We start from the raw sequence: 16,192 nt of genomic DNA, 5'->3' as shown, positions 1-16,192 counted from the left end.
AAACTCCCGTTTTGCGAAATCATTCGTCGGCTTCGGATTTCAGCGGACGCGTCATCAGCGCCGTGACCGCTTCGCCGATGGTGACGGTGCCGTCCAGTATGGCGGCGACAGCCGAAATGATCGGTGCCTCGATGCCGCGTTCCGCGACGATGCGGGCGGCAATCGCCGCCGTCGGCACGCCTTCGGCCAGTGGCCGCCCAGTCAGTTCCTCGCCGCGCCCGAGTGCCAGGCCGTAGCTGAAATTGCGCGATTGCACGGAGGCGCAGGATAAAAGCAGGTCGCCGAGGCCGGAAAGCCCCATCAGCGTCTCAGGGCGCGCGCCGAAGACCGCCCCGATGCGGCGCAGTTCGACGAAGCCGCGCGTTACCATGGCGGCCTGGGCGCTGGCGCCGAGCGCCGCGCCGGTGACGGCGCCCGCGGCGATGGCGAAGACGTTCTTGAGTGCGCCGCCGATTTCGACGCCGGTGAGGTCGTCGCTCGAATAGCAGCGCAGGTTCTGCGCCGAAAAGGCGGCGGCCAGCTCGGCGGCCAAAGCTTCCTCGCGCGCGGCGACGACCACCGCCGTGGGCAGGCCGCGCGCGACATCGGCGGCAAAGCTCGGTCCTGAAAGTGCTGCAATCGGATGATCTGGCAGCAATGCCTCGACGATGCCCGACATCAGCGTGCCGGTTTCCCGTTCGATGCCCTTGGCGCACAGCACCAGCGGCACGTTTGCGGGCAGATGCGGGCGCGCCTCGGCCAGCACGGTGCGCAGCGATTGCGCGGGTGTCGCCACCAGAACGCAGTCGGCATCGCCAAGCGCCGTTTTCAGGTCGGTCGTCGCGGCAATGCCGGTATCGAGCGCGATGCCCGGCAGATAACGCGGGTTCTCGCCCTTGCGGATGGCGGCTGCCATGTCGGCGTCGCGCGCCCAAAGTGCCGTGTGATGGCCGGCGCGCAGCATGGCGAGCGCCAGCGCCGTGCCCCAGGCGCCGCCTCCGAGAACGGCGATGCGCCGGCTTTGCATCAGGCTTTCATTCATGCCTTGGCTCCCCGTCTGCCCGAGCCGATCACCGGCGTGGACACGCTGTCCAGTGGCCAGCGCGAGCGCGGCACGAAGGAAAAGGCGTCCTCATTGTCGGCGAGCCCTGCGCGCAGCCGCTCGATGCCGGCCCAGGCGATCATCGCCGCATTGTCGGTACACAGTTTCAAGGGCGGCGAGACGAAGGCAAAACCGGCCGCCGCGCATTGGGCCTGCAACGCCGCCTTCAAGGTGCGGTTGGCGGCAACGCCGCCGGCGACCACCAGTGCCGGATCGGCCTTGTCGGGAAACTCGGCCTTGAAGCGGTCGAGCGCGCGGGCGACACGGTCGGCCAGCGCATCGGCCACCGCCGCCTGGAACGAAGCGCAGATATCGGCCACGTCCTGATCGGAAAGCGGCGCAATCGCCGTTGCCGCCTGTCGCACGGCGGTCTTCAGCCCGGAAAACGAAAAGTCCGGTTGTGCCGCGCCTTTCATCGGGCGCGGAAAGGAAAAGCGCGAGGCATCGCCGTGCAGGGCAGTCTGCTCGACATTCGGACCGCCGGGATAGGCCAGGCCGAGCATCTTGGCGGTCTTGTCGAAGGCCTCGCCCAGTGCGTCGTCAATGGTTGTCGCCCAGCGCTGGTAATCACCGACGCCCCTGACCGCGACGATCTGCGTATGGCCGCCCGAAACCAGCAGCAACAGATAGGGAAATGCGATGCCGTCGGTCAGCCGCGCCGTCAGCGCGTGGCCTTCCAGATGGTTGATCGCCATCAGCGGCTTTTCGGCGGCGGCGGCGATGGCTTTTGCCGTCATCAGCCCAACGATCAACCCGCCGACGAGGCCCGGCCCGGCGGTGGCGGCGATGGCGTCGATTTCGGCAAGATCGGCCCCAGAATCGGCAAGCGCGGCTTCGACAATGCCGTCCAGCGCCTCGACATGGGCGCGCGCGGCGATTTCCGGCACCACGCCGCCGAACACCGCATGATCGGCGATCTGGCTGAGCACGACGTTTGAAAGGATTTCAGGCGTGCCGGCAGCATCCAGCGCCACGACGCTCGCCGCCGTTTCGTCGCAACTCGTCTCAATACCCAGAACGCGGATCAATTGGTCGCAAACCTCGAACGTTGCCCGACGCGGCTTTCCCCGATAGGAACAGGCTGGCCCCGACAGGAACAGGCCCGATGGACGGCAGCCAGCCTGCCGGGGGTTATCACGGACAGCGCGTCATGCAAACAGCCTTGAAAATCGGAACGCGCGGCAGCGAACTGGCGCTGACCCAGGCGCGGGAAGCGCGCCAGCGGTTGATGCAGGCGCATGGCCTGCCCGAAACCGCCTTCGAGATCGTGCCGCTGACGACCAGCGGCGACCGCATTCAGGACCGGCCGCTCTCGGAGGTCGGCGGCAAGGGTCTGTTCACCAAGGAACTGGAAGACGCGCTGCTTGACCGGCGCATCGATATCGCCGTGCATTCCTCGAAAGACATGGCGACGGTTCTGCCGAAGGGTTTGCAGGCGTCCATCTTCCTGCCGCGCGAGGACGTGCGCGACGTCTTCATCGGCCGCGACGCGCGCTCCATCGCCGATCTGCCGCAGGGTGCGGTTGTCGGCTCGGCATCGCTGCGCCGGCAGGCGCTGATCCGCCGCATGCGCCCCGATCTCAAGACGATATTGTTTCGCGGCAACGTCAATACGCGGCTGCGAAAGCTGGGCGAGGGCCTTGCCGACGGCACGATCCTGGCGCTGGCCGGGTTGAAACGCCTGCAACTGGAGCATGTCGCCACCGATATCATGGCGGAGGATTTTTTCCCGCCGGCGCCCGGGCAGGGGGCCATCGGCATTGAAAGCCGCAGCGACGACGATGCGGCAAATGCGTTGCTGGCAGTGATCCACGACAAGCCAACCGGCTATGCGCTCACCTGCGAGCGCGCCTTCCTGGCGGCGCTCGATGGCTCCTGCCGCATGCCGATCGCCGGTCATGCCGTCGTCGACGGTACACAACTGCGCTTCAAGGGCATGGTCCTGCAGCCGGACGGCAGTGCGTGGCACGAGATCGCCGTGCAAGGCCCGGTTGCGGACGCGGCGAGGATCGGGGCCGAGGCCGGGGCCGAAATCCGCGCCGAGGCCGGCGAGAAATTTTTTGAGGGATGGGGGTGAATGGGCCGGCTCCGCATCCTGGTGACGCGGCCTGAACCTTCCGCCCGCCGCACGGCAGGCGAGCTTGCGGGAATGGGGCACGAGCCGATCATTCTGCCGCTGACGCAAACACTTCCCTTGCAGCTCGGCGCGGCTGCGCCGAAAGACAGCGTTGCCGTCGCCATCACCAGCGCCAATGCCCTGCGTCACGCGCCACCCGCGCTGATCGCCTCGCTCGCTGCGCTGCCCTGCCATGCGGTCGGCGAGAAGACGGCGCAGGCCGCGCGCGCGGCCGGCTTTACCCATGTCGAGACAGGGGCGGGCGACGCCGTCGCGCTTGCCGACAAGATTGCGCCATCGCTGGCGGGAAAGGCGCTTGTCTATCTGTGTGGACGCGTGCGTTTTCCCGCCTTTGAAGAGAAGCTGGCTGCTGCCGGCGTTCAGGTCCACGCGCTCGAAAGCTACGATACGGTTCCCGTTGCTTACACCGATAGCGCAATGGCTGGATTGCTCGGCGGCCAGCCGGTCGATGCGGTGCTGCTATATTCGGCGACCGCCGCCGATGCCGTGCTTGCCATGATGTCGCGGCCGGCGCTGTCGGGGCATTTCGGCGGCACCGATTATCTGTGCCTGTCGCAGCGCGTGGGGGCGCGGCTTGCCGCACTCGATCAACGCCATGTGAAGATTGCACGACGCCCCGATGAGGCGGCCCTGCTGGCGCTTCTGCCGGCGGGCGATGCGTCCGCGTCATCACAGCGCCCCTTTTCACCGGTTTGAGGTGTGATAGACCTTGAGGAATATTAGCGCCGCCTGGCGATTGTCGGGACAACAAAGCGGAGCCGGGTATGGTCAAGACGCCCAACACGCGCCATTCGAAGAACCGCCGGGATCCGGTGACCATCGAGCTTGGGCCGGAGGAGGTTTCGCGCATCGGCGAGGAAAAAAGCGCGGCTGATGCCCCCGACGCCGCTCCCGAGCCGGAAACGGCGGCGGAGACGGAGATGCGGGCCGAGCAGGCCGATTTCGAGCCGTGGGAACAGGCCGAATCGGCCGCCGAAGCGGCGGTGGACCCGCAAAATCCCGCTTCCAGCGTCGCCGATGAACAGGCGGCGCCGGCATCCGTGCAGCCGGACGGATTTCAGGAAGAAGACGGGCGCGTGCGAAATGGCGAGGAGCAGGCGCAGGCCGGTCCTGAAACTGCCGCGCCCGCCGACGTTCCGCATCGGCGCGGCCCGAACGCCATCGTGGCCGGCCTTGCGGGCGCAATCATCGCGCTTCTGGGGGCTGGCGCGCTGCAATATGGCGGGGTTCTCGGCGCGCCGGGAGCGGGTGCGGTGACGGATCTGCAAAGCACGGTTGCCTCGTTGAAGGGCCAGATGGCCTCGCTTTCCCAATCGCAGAACAATGGCGACGCGCTGGGTCGGATCGCTACCCTTTCCGATGCGCTCGACAAGGTGAAGGCCGATGTCGCGGCGCTGAAATCCGACATGCAGGCCAATACCGGTGACACGCAGGCGGCCGCCGCGCTGGGTGAAAAGGTGACGGCGATCGAGAACGCGCTTTCGGTGCTTCAGCAGCAGGATGACAAGGGCGCGCCCGTCGATCTCGGCCCGCTGAAGGACGAGATCGGTACGCTCGACACTACGGTAAAGGCGCAAGGCGATGCCGTGGCCAAGCAGGATGAACGGCTGGCGGCGGTCGAGCAATCGGTGGGACAGCTTTCCGGCAAGGTCGATCAGGCGGCCGGACAGCCGAAGATCGCGCTCGCCATCTCGGCCTCGGCGCTGAAATCGGCCTTCGAGCGCGGCACGCCGTTCAAGGCGGAGCTGGAAACCTTCGCCGCCGTCTCGCCCGACGCGCCGCAGCTTGCCGCCTTGCGAGCCTATGCGGCGAAAGGCGTGCCGACGCCAGCCGAGATCGACGCCGGGGCCGATGAGGCGGCCAATGCGATGGTGGCGGCGGCCACGCCCGAAGACCCCAATGCCGGCTTCCTGGAAAAGCTCGCCGACAGCGCGCGTTCACTGGTCAAGGTGCGGCCCGTCGGCGCGGTAGCGGGCAAGGGCGTGCCGGAAACGGTGGCGAGGATGGAATTTGCGGTGAAGGGCGGCGATTACGCCAAGGCGCTTTCGGAATACGACACGCTGCCCGATGCGGCGAAGGTTGCGGGCGCCGGCTTTGCCGCCCAGTTAAAGGCCCGCCTCGATGCGCAGGCCAAGATCGACGCGCTGGTTGCCGACGCCATGAAGACGCAAGGGTAGACCATGATCCGCTTGCTGTTCTTTATTCTCGTCGTCTTCGTGCTTGCTTTCGGCTTTTCGTGGCTGGCGGACCGGCCGGGCGACATGGTGGTGACGCTGGACGGCTACCAGTATCAGGTCAGCCTGATGGTCGCGGCCTCGGCGCTGGTGGCGGCGGTCGCGGCGGTGATGATCGTCTGGTGGCTGGTGAAATCGATCTGGAACAGCCCCTATGCGATTGCGCGGCATTTTCGGGTGCGGCGGCGCGACCGTGGCTATCAGGCGCTGTCCACCGGGCTGATCGCCGCCGGCTCGGGCGATGGCGCACTGGCGCGCAGGAAGACGAAGGAAGCTTCAAAGCTCATCAGTGCGGACCAGGAGCCGCTGATCCATCTGCTCAATGCGCAGGCCTCGCTGCTCGAGGGCGACCATGAAGGCGCGCGCGCCAGATTCGAGGCGATGCTCGACGATCCCGAGATGCGGCTGCTCGGCCTGCGCGGGCTTTATCTGGAGGCCGAACGGCTGGGCGACCGCAATGCGGCGCGCCATTATGCCGGCCGTGCCGCCGAGAGCGCGCCGCAGCTTGCCTGGGCGGCCGAATCGACGCTGGAAGATCTCGCCCGCAATGGCGATTGGGACGGGGCGCTGAAACTGGTCGAGGCGCAGAAATCGACGCGCCAGATTGAAAAATCGGAAGCCAACCGCCGCCGCGCGCTGCTTTTGACGGCCAAGGCCGAATCACTCTTCGAGCATGACCCCGCCGCCGCCCGCGTTGCCGCGCTGGAAGCGAACAGGCTGTTGCCGGACTTTTCGCCGGCGGCGCTTGTCGCGGCCAGGGCGCAGCTTCGGCAAAACGATGTGCGCAAGGCCTCCAAAATCCTCGAAGCGGCATGGAAGGCCGAGCCGCATCCGGAGATCGCCGAGCTTTATATCCATGCGCGGCCGGGCGATGCCGCGCTTGACCGCCTCGGACGCGCCAGACGCTTGCAGGAGATGAAGAAGAACCACGCCGAATCCTCGCTCGCCGTCGCCCGCGCGGCGCTGGATGCAAAGGATTACAGAACAGCGCGGGCCGAGGCCGAGGCGGCGATCCGCATGGACCGGCGCGAGGGCGCCTATCTTCTTCTGGCCGATATCGAGGAGGCCGAAACCGGCAATGAGGGCAAGGTGCGCCAGTTGCTGTCGCACGCGGTGCGGGGGCCGCGCGACCCCGCATGGATTGCCGATGGAGTCGAATCGGAGCGGTGGATGCCGGTGTCGCCGGTGACGGGCCGCTTCGACGCGTTCGAATGGCGCGGGCCGGTGGAGCGGCTCGGCCAGATGATCGAGAGCGGGCGCGATCGGGATGGCGACACCCCGGTGCCGCCCATTCTCGTTGCGCCTCCGGTTGCCGAGGTGGATGAGACATCGCCAGTGCAGGCCGGCAATTCGCCGGACGGCGTCGCCAGACCGGCAGAAACGGCGAGGCCGCATATCGATGCGGGAAGCATGGCCGACCCAGAAAAGGCTAGCGATGCGAAGGTGGGCGATGCGAAGGTGGGGGGGGCCGACGAGGTGCAGGGAAGCGCGCCGATCATACCCGATGCCGAACCGGTCGAGCCGGAACCCGAATCCAGGCCTGAACCGGCGCGGCTGCCGGACGATCCCGGCGTCGAACCGCTGGAGGACGACGACAAGCCGCAACGCCGCTTCCGTTTATTTTGATCGTGTCCGGTTTGCTTTCTCCACATTTGCCGCGATAGCGTAGCTTGTCATGCCGAGCGGGAACCAGTCGATGTTCGAACGTATGTTGTCGTTTTTGAAGGATTTGCCGGGTGGCGCGGAGCGCCGCGGCTTGGACGGGGACGATCCGCGCGTCGCCGCTTCGGCGCTGCTCTATCATGTCATCGATGCCGACGGCGTGCGCCAGGACGCCGAATGGGAGCGCTTCAAGGCCTTGTTGCGCGAGACCTATGGCGTCAGCGGTGACGAACTGGAAGAACTGGCGGAGGCCGGCGCCAGAGCCGATGGCGAGGCAATCGACCTTTATGCCTTCACCAGCGTGCTCAAGCGCGATCTCGATCTCGACGCCCGCAAGGCCTTTATCGGGCTGATGTGGGAACTGGTCTATGCAGACGGCGAGTTGCACGAACTGGAAGACAACGTCGTGTGGCGGGTAGCCGAGCTGATCGGCGTCGAGCGGCGCGACCGCGTCGAGGCACGGCGCGCGGCCGCTGCCAGCGTCAAGAAAAATTCAGGCAACGAATAAACGGGCTTTTCCCCATGCTCTCCAGACCTCGGCCGAAAATCCTGATCGTGCTGCATCAGGAAAGTTCGAGCCCCGGTCGCGTCGGGCATATGCTGATCGAGGGCGGTTTCGATCTCGACATTCGCCGCCCGCCGCTGGGCGATGCGTTGCCGGAAACGTTGGACGGCCACGAAGGCGTGGTTGTCTTCGGCGGACCGATGAGCGCCAACGACCAGGATGAGTTCGTGCGCCGGGAAACCGAGTGGCTTTCCGTGCCGCTCAGGGAGAATCGCCCCTTGCTCGGCATCTGCCTTGGCGCGCAGATGCTGGTCAACCATCTCGGCGGCAAGGTCGAGGGTCATGGGCAGGGGCTGGTCGAGGTCGGTTGGTATCCGCTCAAGGCGACCGAAGAGGGCGCGCGGCTGATGCCATGGCCGGAGATGGTCTACCAATTCCACCGTGAAGGCTTTTCGCTGCCCAGGGACGCCACGCTGCTGGCGACCGCCGAGACCTATCCCAACCAGGCGTTCCGCTATGGCGACAATGCCTGGGGCATCCAGTTTCATGGCGAGTTGACGCGGCTGATGATGCATCGCTGGGTGGTGCGCGGCGCACATCGTTTCGAACTGCCTGGCGCGCAGCCCGGCCGCGACCATCTCGGCGGGCGGCTGATCTGGGATATGCATCTGAAGCGCTGGCTGGACGAGTTTTTGAAGACGGTGTTCGGCAAGCCGGCGCTCACCCGGTAGCGCGATCTGGATCAGGCGCGGCCGTTCAGGTGGCGCACCTTGCGCAATTGCGGAAACAGTACCGCCCACAGGCCGGCGACGGCGATCGCGCCGATCCCGCCGACGACCACCGCCGGCACGGTGCCGATGACGGCCGCCATGGTGCCGGCGCGGAATTCGCCGAGTTCGTTCGAGGCGCCGACGAACACCTGATTGACCGCGTTGACGCGGCCGCGCAGCCGGTCTGGCGTCCAGAGCTGGATCAGGGTCTCGCGGATATAGACGCTGAACATGTCTGTCGCGCCGAGGGCGACGAGGGCGATAATCGACAGCCACGTCACGGTCGAAAGGCCGAACAGCACCGTGACCACGCCGAACAGACCGACAAAGGCAAGCATGATCCTGCCGGCATGATCGCGGATCGGATGGCCGGCCAGCCAGACGGCGACTGAAATCGCGCCGATGCCGGGCGCGGCGCGCAACAGGCCGAGCCCCCATGGCCCGAGGTCCAGTATGTCGCGGGCATAGACCGGCAGCAGCGCCGTGGCGCCCGAAAGCAGCACGGCGAACAGGTCGAGCGAGATGGCGCCGAGCACCACCTTCTCGTTCCAGATATAGCCGAAGCCGGCAAACAGCGTTTGCAGAGTCGGCCGCTCGCTCGCGCTGTGTCGGGCCGGGCGTGGGATGGTCAGGATCAGCATCATGGAGCAGAGCATGAGCATGGTCGCCGTGCCGTAGGCGGCTTCGGGACCGAGCCCGTAGAGCAGGCCGCCGACAACCGGGCCGACAATGGTGGCCGTCTGCCAGGCCGAGGAGTTCCAGGCGATCGCGTTGGCAAAATCCTCCGCCGGCACGAGATTGGCGAACAGCGAGGACGAGGCCGGGCCGAAGAAGGCGCGGGCGACGCCGAACAGGCCGAGCACGGCGAAGATCAGTCCCGGCCCGCCGCCGCGCCAGCTATGCAGCAGCAGGGTCGCCGCGCACAGTGCTTCGACAAGGATCGCCAGCGCCATGATGAAGCGGCGGCCGAAGCGGTCGGCAACGGCGCCGGTGACAAGCACAAGCAGCAGCGCCGGCAGGAATTGCACGAGCCCGACAATGCCAAGATCGAGCGGGTCGTGGGTCATGTCGTAAATCTGCCAGCCGACGGCGACCGAGACGATGGCGGTGGCGAAGTTGGCGAGGAAACGTGCCAGCCAATAGCTGAGGAATGACCGGTGGCGAAAGGCGGCGTAGCGCTGGTCTGGCGAGGAAAGCGTGTCGGTTTGCATGGCATGGCCCCTCGGTCGACGCCGGCTGGCGGGGCTCTTTCGGGGCTGGCGCTGGTCTGGTCGGCCCGGTCTTTAGCCGATCGCGGCAAAATCGCAAAGCGATTTGCATGGCCTTTGCCTGCCGGCAGGGAACCTGCGGCGCTTATGCCACGCGGCAAAGATGGTGGAAAACACGCCGGCCGCGATTCTGCCGCAGGCAAATTCATCTTCGCATAAGTTCTTGAATCATCTAATCTTGTTGGAAGGCAAAGGGGTTCAGGAGGTCGATTGACAATCGCCGCCGACAATTCGACGCGTCTGTGGACGCTCGCCGCCCTGGCTTTCTGGCGGCGGGCGCGCCGTCGGCTGCGCGCCGGTCCGGCCTATCGCTGGCGCTATTCGGGACGTACGCCTGAACGCGTGCTGATCGCGCCGCCCGATCTCCGCTTGGCCGATCCGCAGATCGCGATGGAGATCTATTACGGCCGTTATCCGCTGTCCGGCCACCTGGTCGAGACAGGCGGCCAGTCGCCGTTCCAGATCGAAGTGCATGAACGGGGCTGGCAACGATCGCTGCACGGCTTCCGCTGGTTGCGCCATATGCGCGCCGCCGGCACCGAACTCGCCTCGGCCAATGCGCGGGCGCTGGTTTCAGACTGGATCGCTCATCATGGCAGCCACATTGCCGGCGTGGCGTGGGAGCCTGGCACCACGGCCAAGCGTATCGTCGCCTGGTTGCAGCATTCCTCTGTCGTGCTGCAGGGCGCGGAGTTCCCGTTCTACCGGGCGTTCCTGAAGTCACTGGCCATGCAGATCCGCTATCTGCGCTCGGTGGCGCGCGAATTGCCTGTCGGCAAGGAGCGGTTGCGGGCGCGCGTCGCGCTGGCTTTCTCGGCGCTGTCCCTGCCGGTGCCGCCATCGGCGCTGCGCTCCGCCACGCGCCATCTCAGCGACGAACTGGAGCGGCAGATACTTCCCGACGGAGGCCATATTTCGCGCAACCCGATGGCCGTTCTGGAAATCCTTTCCGACCTTTTGCCGCTGCGCCAGACCTATGCCAATCAGGCGGAGACGCCGCCGCCCGCGCTGATGGGCGCCATCGACCGCATGCTGCCGGCCTTGCGCTTCTTTCGTCATCAGGACGGCGCCATGGCGCGCTTCAACGGCATGGGTGCCACCATCCATGACCGCGTCGCGGCGATTTTGCGGCATGACGATACCGACGGCGCGCCGCTGCTGCATGCGCCGCATTCCGGCTATGAGCGCCTGTCGATGGGCGGGGTGACGGTGATTGCCGATACGGGCGCCGCGCCGCCGCTCGAGGTTTCCGGCGCCGCCCATGCCGGCTGCCTTTCATTCGAGTTTTCGTCGGGGCGGCAACATTTCGTGGTCAATGCCGGGGTCGATACGTTCGGTGCGGCCGAATTCCGGCCGCTGGCGCGGGCCACGGCGGCGCATTCCACGGCCACGATCAACGACACGTCGTCGGCTCGTTTCAGCCATTCGCCGCGTTTCAGCGATCTTGTCGGCGCGCCGCTGGTCGGCGGGCCGCGGCAGGTGTCGTGCCGCCGGCAGGACGGCAATGGCAGCCAGGGCTTCGTCGCCAGCCATGATGGGTATCTGGCGCGCTTCGGCCTGCTGCATGAGCGCGAACTGACCTTGTCGGGCCAGGGCGGCGTGCTTTCGGGCCGTGACCGCTTCCTGCCTTCTGGCGGCCGGCCGGCGCGTGCCGGCGGCAACAATGATGTCGTGTTGCGCTTCCACATCCATCCGGACACGAATCTCTATCAGGATGGCGCCGGGCGTCTGGTGCTGACGGCGCCCGGCGCCGACCATTGGAGCTTCAATTCGGCCGAGGTGGCGCCGCGTGTCGAGGAATCGATTTATTTCGCCGGGCTTGCCGGTCCGCAGCGCAGCCGGCAGATCGTGCTTTCCTTCAAGGCTTCCGAGATCGCCGAAGTGCATTGGCAGTTCGAGCGGATCGGCCATCGCGAAATGGATTGAAGGACCAGATCAAAAAAAATCTCGCGCTTTGTCGGATCGGCCGGACCCCATTCGTCATTTGAGCATCTGGCGGCAATTCCGCCGTAGGGAGAAGAGATATGCCCAGCACGATTCGCCTGCATCGCGTCCTGGCGACAAGCCCGGAAAAAGTCTATCGCGCCTTCATCGAGGCGGACGCGCTCGCCAAATGGCTTCCGCCCAACGGCTTCGTCTGCACGGTCCATCATCTGGAGGCGAAGGTCGGCGGCGCGCACAGGGCGTCCTTCCGCAATTTCACGACCGGCGAGAGCCATTCATTCGGCGGCGAATATGTCGAACTCGTTCCGGGCGAGCGCCTGCGCTACACCGATAGGTTCGACGATCCGAATCTGCCCGGCGAAATGCAGGTGACGGTGACGCTGAAGAAAGTCTCCTGCGGCACGGAACTGGAGATCACGCAGGCCGGCGTGCCTGACATCGTCCCGGCCGAATCCTGCTATCTCGGCTGGCAGGATTCATTGCGCAATCTGGCGAAGCTGGTCGAGCCGGATATCCAACAATAGAGTCAACATTACCAGAGCATCGGACCGAAAAGTGGTTGCCGGTTTTCGGGTGTTTCCGATGCTCCATCAAAGTGTCAGAACGTCCTTTTTGCGTTCAGTTGAACGCACGGCGCTCTGATGGGCGGCCGGCATACCGTTTGAATTGCCAGCCGCCTGTGCTACGGCCGGCCCGTTGTTCCCACACACAGCGGAAAGGCTTGCCTCATGGCCGTTGCCTCCAAGAACATTCCGGCACCCGATCTGGTTCAGGTGCGCCGCGCATTGCTTTCGGTGTCCGACAAGACCGGGCTTGTCGATTTCGCCCGCGCGCTGGCCGGTGCCGGCGTCGAACTGGTCTCGACCGGCGGCACGGCAAAGGCCATCGCCGATGCGGGGATTGCGGTGCGTGACGTTTGTGAACTCACCGGCTTTCCCGAGATCATGGACGGGCGGGTGAAGACGCTGCATCCTTCCGTGCATGGCGCGCTGCTTGGCGTGCGCGACGATCCCGATCATGCGGCTGCGATGCGGACACACAGGATCGAGCCGATCGACCTCGTGGTGGTCAATCTCTATCCGTTCGAGGAGGTGCGCGCCTCCGGCGCCGCCTATGCCGCGGTGGTGGAGAATATCGACATTGGCGGGCCGGCGATGGTGCGGGCTTCGGCCAAGAACCATGCCTATGTCGCCATCGTCACCGATCCGGAGGATTATTCCGCCGTCCTCAACGCGCTGGAGATGAACACCGGCAGCCTGTCGCTGGATTTCCGCAAGAAGCTGGCCGCAAAGGCCTTTGCCCGCACCGCCGCCTATGATGCGGCGATCTCCGGCTGGTTCGCCGATGAGCTTGCCATCGAGCATCCGGCATGGCGGGCCTTTGGCGGCAAGCTCGAAAACGTCATGCGCTATGGCGAGAATCCGCACCAGTCAGCGGGCTTTTATGTCACTGGCGAAAAGCGGCCCGGCGTTGCGACGGCGCGACAATTGCAGGGCAAGCAGTTGTCCTACAACAACATCAACGACACTGACGCCGCCTTCGAACTCGTCGGCGAATTCGATGCGGCGCGCATAGCGGCGGTGGCCATCATCAAGCATGCCAATCCGTGCGGCGTGGCCGAGGGCGCGAGCCTGAAGGACGCTTATCTCAAGGCGCTGGCCTGCGATCCGGTTTCCGCCTTCGGCGGCATCGTGGCGCTGAACCGCAAGCTCGATGCGGCAGCCGCGCAGGAAATCGTGAAGACCTTTACCGAAGTCATCATCGCGCCGGAAGCCGACGAGGCGGCGGTGGAAATCGTTGCGGCGAAGAAGAATCTGCGCCTGCTCGTCACCGGCGGCCTGCCCGATCCGCGCGCCGCCGCCACGCTGGTCAAGTCGGTGGCCGGCGGTCTTCTGGTGCAGGGCAGGGACAATGCGGCCGTGGACGATCTTGATCTGAAGGTGGTGACGAAGCGCGCGCCGAGCGAAGCGGAAATGGCCGATCTGAAATTCGCCTTCCGCGTGGCCAAGCATGTCAAGTCGAACGCCATCGTCTATGTGAAGGACGGCGCGACCGTCGGCATCGGCGCCGGCCAGATGAGCCGGGTGGACTCCTCGCGCATCGCCGCATCCAAGGCGCGGGATGCAGCCGAGGCTGCCGGGTTGCCCGAACCGCTGACCAAAGGCTCGGTCGTGGCGTCGGACGCGTTCTTCCCCTTCGCCGATGGCCTGATGGCGGCGATCGAGGCGGGCGCGACGGCGGTGATACAGCCGGGCGGCTCGATGAACGATGCCGATGTCATTGCCGCAGCCGATCAGCATGGCATCGCCATGGTGTTTACGGGCGTGCGGCATTTCCGGCATTAGAGCGCCGTGCGTTCAATCGAACGCACAAAGGACGCTCTAACACTTTGATAGAGCGTCGGAATAATCCGAAAACCGGATTCCACTTTTCGGTCCGATGCTCTGAAACTCAGTTCTCCCGCCTGTCCGCCGGATAGGGCGTGCCGAGAAGAATCGCCATGCCGCCGGCGAGGAACAGGATGATGACCGCCATGCCGAGCCGTGCCGAGTCTGTAGCGGCGGTGACGGTAGCGATGAGAAAGGGCGCTGCGAAGCTGGTGGCGCGGCCGGCCAGCGCGTAGATGCCGAAGTAGCGGCCGGATTCTTGCGGCGTGACGCTGCGCGCCATGTAGGAGCGCGAGGAGGCCTGCACCGGGCCGAAGGCAAGGCCGATCAGCAGGCCGTAGAGAATGTAGGCCTTCTCCGCCGCCGTGCCGAACAGCGCGCCCGAATCGGCAATCGGAAGCGGCAACGCGCCGAACAGCGTATAGCCCGGCCCGGTCGAGACGATGCCGATGGTGGCGACGATCAGGAAGGTGAGCGACAATATCACCAGTACCTTGGAGCCGAAGGCGGTGTCGAGCCAGCTGGCAACGAGACAACCGAAAACGGCGACGACGTTGAGGATGATGCCGAACAGGCCGATCTCGGTGATCGACCAGTGGAACATGGCTGCCGCGAACGTGCCGCCCAGAGCCAGCAACGCGTTGACGCCGTCCTGATAGATCATGCGGGCGACGAGGAAACGGAAGATGCCGGCGCGACGGCGCACTTCGCCGATTGTCGCCTTCAGCTCCGTCAGACCCTGCCGCACCGCCGGACGGATCGCCATGCCGCGCGCGGCATCGGGCGTGAAGAAAAACATCGGCAGGATGAAGACGAGATACCACAGCGCCGAAAGCGGGCCGGTGGCGCGGGCATCCTCGCCCAGTTTCGGGTCGAGCCCGAACAGGGGCGTAGCGCCGACGATCGTCTTGCCGGTTTCCGGCGAGCCGGCAAGCAGGGCGACGACGAAGATCAGCGCGATCATGCCGCCGAGATAGCCAAAACCCCAGGCAAGGTTGGAGATGCGGCCGATTTCTTCCTTCGGCACCAGGCGCGGCATCATGGAATCGTTGAACACGGCGGAGAATTCCGCCGCCACCGTGGCCAGCGAAAACAGCAGCACCACCGGAACAAGCGCGCTGCCGGGCGTAGCGTACCAGAGCAGGCAGAGGCAGACGATCTGCACCGCCGAGAACAGGCCGATCCACGGCTTGCGCGGTCCGGTCTGGTCGGCGATCGAACCGAGCACCGGCGAGAGAACGGCGATGACGAAGCCGGCGGCGGCGATGCCATAGCCCCAGGCGGCCTGTCCCGTTGCCGGATCGCTCGCCATGCGCGAGACGACATAAGGACCGAAGATGAAGGTGGTGACGACGGTGAAGAAGGGCTGCGCCGCCCAGTCGAACGCCATCCAGCCCCAGATGCCGCGCCGCGAAACGCGTTCAACGATCGTATCGGTCATCTGCACTCCATGCGCCGTCCCGGCGGCCATGTCTGCATGTTTTTCCGGGTCATGCAAAGCCGTCGCCCCCGCGAAACGATGCTCGATGCAAACCGGGGTTCAAATGTCGAATATGCTCCACTAGGCTCAGGACCTATTAATTCCGATTGAGATGTGATTCACGGTCTCCGATTGGAGGCCGTGATGGGTGATTTGTTTCTGCTTAGCGAGCGGCAGATGGCGCGGATATCACCATTCTTCCCGCTGTCGCACGGGGTGCCGAGGGTTGACGACCGGCGGGTGGTGAGCGGCATCGTCTACGTGATCCGCAACGGGCTGCAGTGGAAGGATGCGCCGGCTGGCTACGGCCCGCACAAGACGCTCTACAACCGTTTCATCCGCTGGAGTCTGATGGGCGTGTTCGACCGTATCTTCGCAGGGCTTGCCGGAGAAGGACCGAAACCCGAGCGCATCATGATCGACGCGACGCATCTGAAGGCTCATCGCACGGCGGCGAGCCTGCTCAAAAGGGGGATGTTCCCCGTCGTATCGGGCGAACCAAGGGTGGGCTGAACTCCAAGCTCCACACCGTCTGCGACGGTGAAGGCCGGCCGATCATCCTGCTTTTGTCGGAAGGCCAGATGAGCGACCACAAGGGCGCCCGCATGGTGCTCGACGCCTTGCCGAGCGCTTCACACCTGATCGCCGATCGCGGCTACGACAGCGCCTGGTTCCGGACCGAACTCGAAGCACGCGGCATCAAACCCTGCATTCCGTCGAGCCG

General features: G+C 65.6%; 13 protein-coding genes and 1 pseudogene. 10 read left to right on the top strand and 4 right to left on the bottom strand.

The window, feature by feature from the left end; genetic code table 11:
• Nucleotides 1-19: 19 nt before the first annotated feature.
• Complete coding sequence (locus BFN67_RS02150; RefSeq protein WP_245295135.1) at nucleotides 20-1,021, bottom strand: NAD(P)H-dependent glycerol-3-phosphate dehydrogenase; 1,002 nt, start codon at nucleotides 1,019-1,021, stop codon at nucleotides 20-22.
• Nucleotides 1,018-2,106 carry a tRNA (adenosine(37)-N6)-threonylcarbamoyltransferase complex transferase subunit TsaD gene (gene tsaD / locus BFN67_RS02145; protein WP_192856752.1) on the bottom strand — a complete coding sequence of 363 codons (1,089 nt, stop codon included), beginning with the start codon at nucleotides 2,104-2,106 and terminating at the stop codon, nucleotides 1,018-1,020. The genes BFN67_RS02150 and tsaD overlap by 4 nt, the downstream gene beginning before the upstream one ends.
• A 125-nt stretch (nucleotides 2,107-2,231) precedes the next feature.
• Between tsaD and hemC the strand changes: the two genes are divergently transcribed.
• The 6 genes from hemC to BFN67_RS02115 all read left to right on the top strand — a co-directional run bounded on the left by hemC (nucleotide 2,232) and on the right by BFN67_RS02115 (nucleotide 8,350).
• Complete coding sequence (gene hemC, locus BFN67_RS02140; protein WP_080917963.1) at nucleotides 2,232-3,158, top strand: hydroxymethylbilane synthase; 927 nt, start codon at nucleotides 2,232-2,234, stop codon at nucleotides 3,156-3,158.
• The gene (locus BFN67_RS02135; RefSeq protein ID WP_080917962.1) at nucleotides 3,159-3,914 is read left to right on the top strand and encodes a uroporphyrinogen-III synthase; all 756 of its coding nucleotides are present in this window, start codon (nucleotides 3,159-3,161) and stop codon (nucleotides 3,912-3,914) included. It begins immediately after the preceding gene.
• 68 nt (nucleotides 3,915-3,982) lie between these two features.
• Complete coding sequence (locus BFN67_RS02130) at nucleotides 3,983-5,395, top strand: hypothetical protein (RefSeq protein WP_080917961.1); 1,413 nt, start codon at nucleotides 3,983-3,985, stop codon at nucleotides 5,393-5,395.
• Nucleotides 5,396-5,398: 3 nt separating this feature from the next.
• Entirely contained in the window at nucleotides 5,399-7,078 is a 1,680-nt protein-coding gene (locus tag BFN67_RS02125; protein ID WP_080917960.1) for a heme biosynthesis protein HemY, read from the top strand.
• Nucleotides 7,079-7,148: 70 nt separating this feature from the next.
• A complete protein-coding gene (locus BFN67_RS02120) occupies nucleotides 7,149-7,622 on the top strand; it encodes a tellurite resistance TerB family protein (RefSeq protein WP_080918085.1) in 474 nt (157 codons plus the stop codon).
• 14 nt (nucleotides 7,623-7,636) lie between these two features.
• A complete protein-coding gene (locus tag BFN67_RS02115) occupies nucleotides 7,637-8,350 on the top strand; it encodes a glutamine amidotransferase (RefSeq protein WP_080917959.1) in 714 nt (237 codons plus the stop codon).
• 11 nt (nucleotides 8,351-8,361) lie between these two features.
• Here BFN67_RS02115 and BFN67_RS02110 read toward each other — a convergent pair whose 3' ends face one another.
• The gene (locus BFN67_RS02110) at nucleotides 8,362-9,600 is read right to left on the bottom strand and encodes an MFS transporter (RefSeq protein ID WP_080917958.1); all 1,239 of its coding nucleotides are present in this window, start codon (nucleotides 9,598-9,600) and stop codon (nucleotides 8,362-8,364) included.
• 267 nt (nucleotides 9,601-9,867) lie between these two features.
• Between BFN67_RS02110 and BFN67_RS02105 the strand changes: the two genes are divergently transcribed.
• From BFN67_RS02105 to purH, 3 genes are all read left to right on the top strand, one after another.
• Entirely contained in the window at nucleotides 9,868-11,583 is a 1,716-nt protein-coding gene (locus BFN67_RS02105) for a heparinase II/III family protein (protein ID WP_080917957.1), read from the top strand.
• Nucleotides 11,584-11,681: 98 nt separating this feature from the next.
• Nucleotides 11,682-12,125 carry an SRPBCC family protein gene (locus tag BFN67_RS02100; protein WP_080917956.1) on the top strand — a complete coding sequence of 148 codons (444 nt, stop codon included), beginning with the start codon at nucleotides 11,682-11,684 and terminating at the stop codon, nucleotides 12,123-12,125.
• A 204-nt stretch (nucleotides 12,126-12,329) separates the two neighbouring features.
• Nucleotides 12,330-13,946, top strand: coding sequence for a bifunctional phosphoribosylaminoimidazolecarboxamide formyltransferase/IMP cyclohydrolase (purH, locus tag BFN67_RS02095; protein ID WP_080917955.1), 1,617 nt, complete (start codon nucleotides 12,330-12,332; stop codon nucleotides 13,944-13,946).
• Between the two features lie 106 nt (nucleotides 13,947-14,052).
• Here the strand turns inward: purH and BFN67_RS02090 are convergent, their stop codons facing one another.
• Nucleotides 14,053-15,429 (bottom strand): MFS transporter, encoded by a 1,377-nt coding sequence (locus tag BFN67_RS02090; RefSeq protein ID WP_080918084.1) that lies wholly within the window; start codon nucleotides 15,427-15,429, stop codon nucleotides 14,053-14,055.
• 183 nt (nucleotides 15,430-15,612) lie between these two features.
• Here BFN67_RS02090 and BFN67_RS23830 point away from each other — a divergent pair.
• Nucleotides 15,613-16,192 (top strand): annotated as a pseudogene (locus BFN67_RS23830) (IS5 family transposase); the annotation flags it as partial.

Origin of the sequence: Manganibacter manganicus (assembly GCF_002075885.1) — a bacterium.
Taxonomy (GTDB): domain Bacteria; phylum Pseudomonadota; class Alphaproteobacteria; order Rhizobiales; family Rhizobiaceae; genus Mesorhizobium; species Mesorhizobium manganicum.
This window is presented reverse-complemented; position numbering and strand designations above follow the sequence as displayed.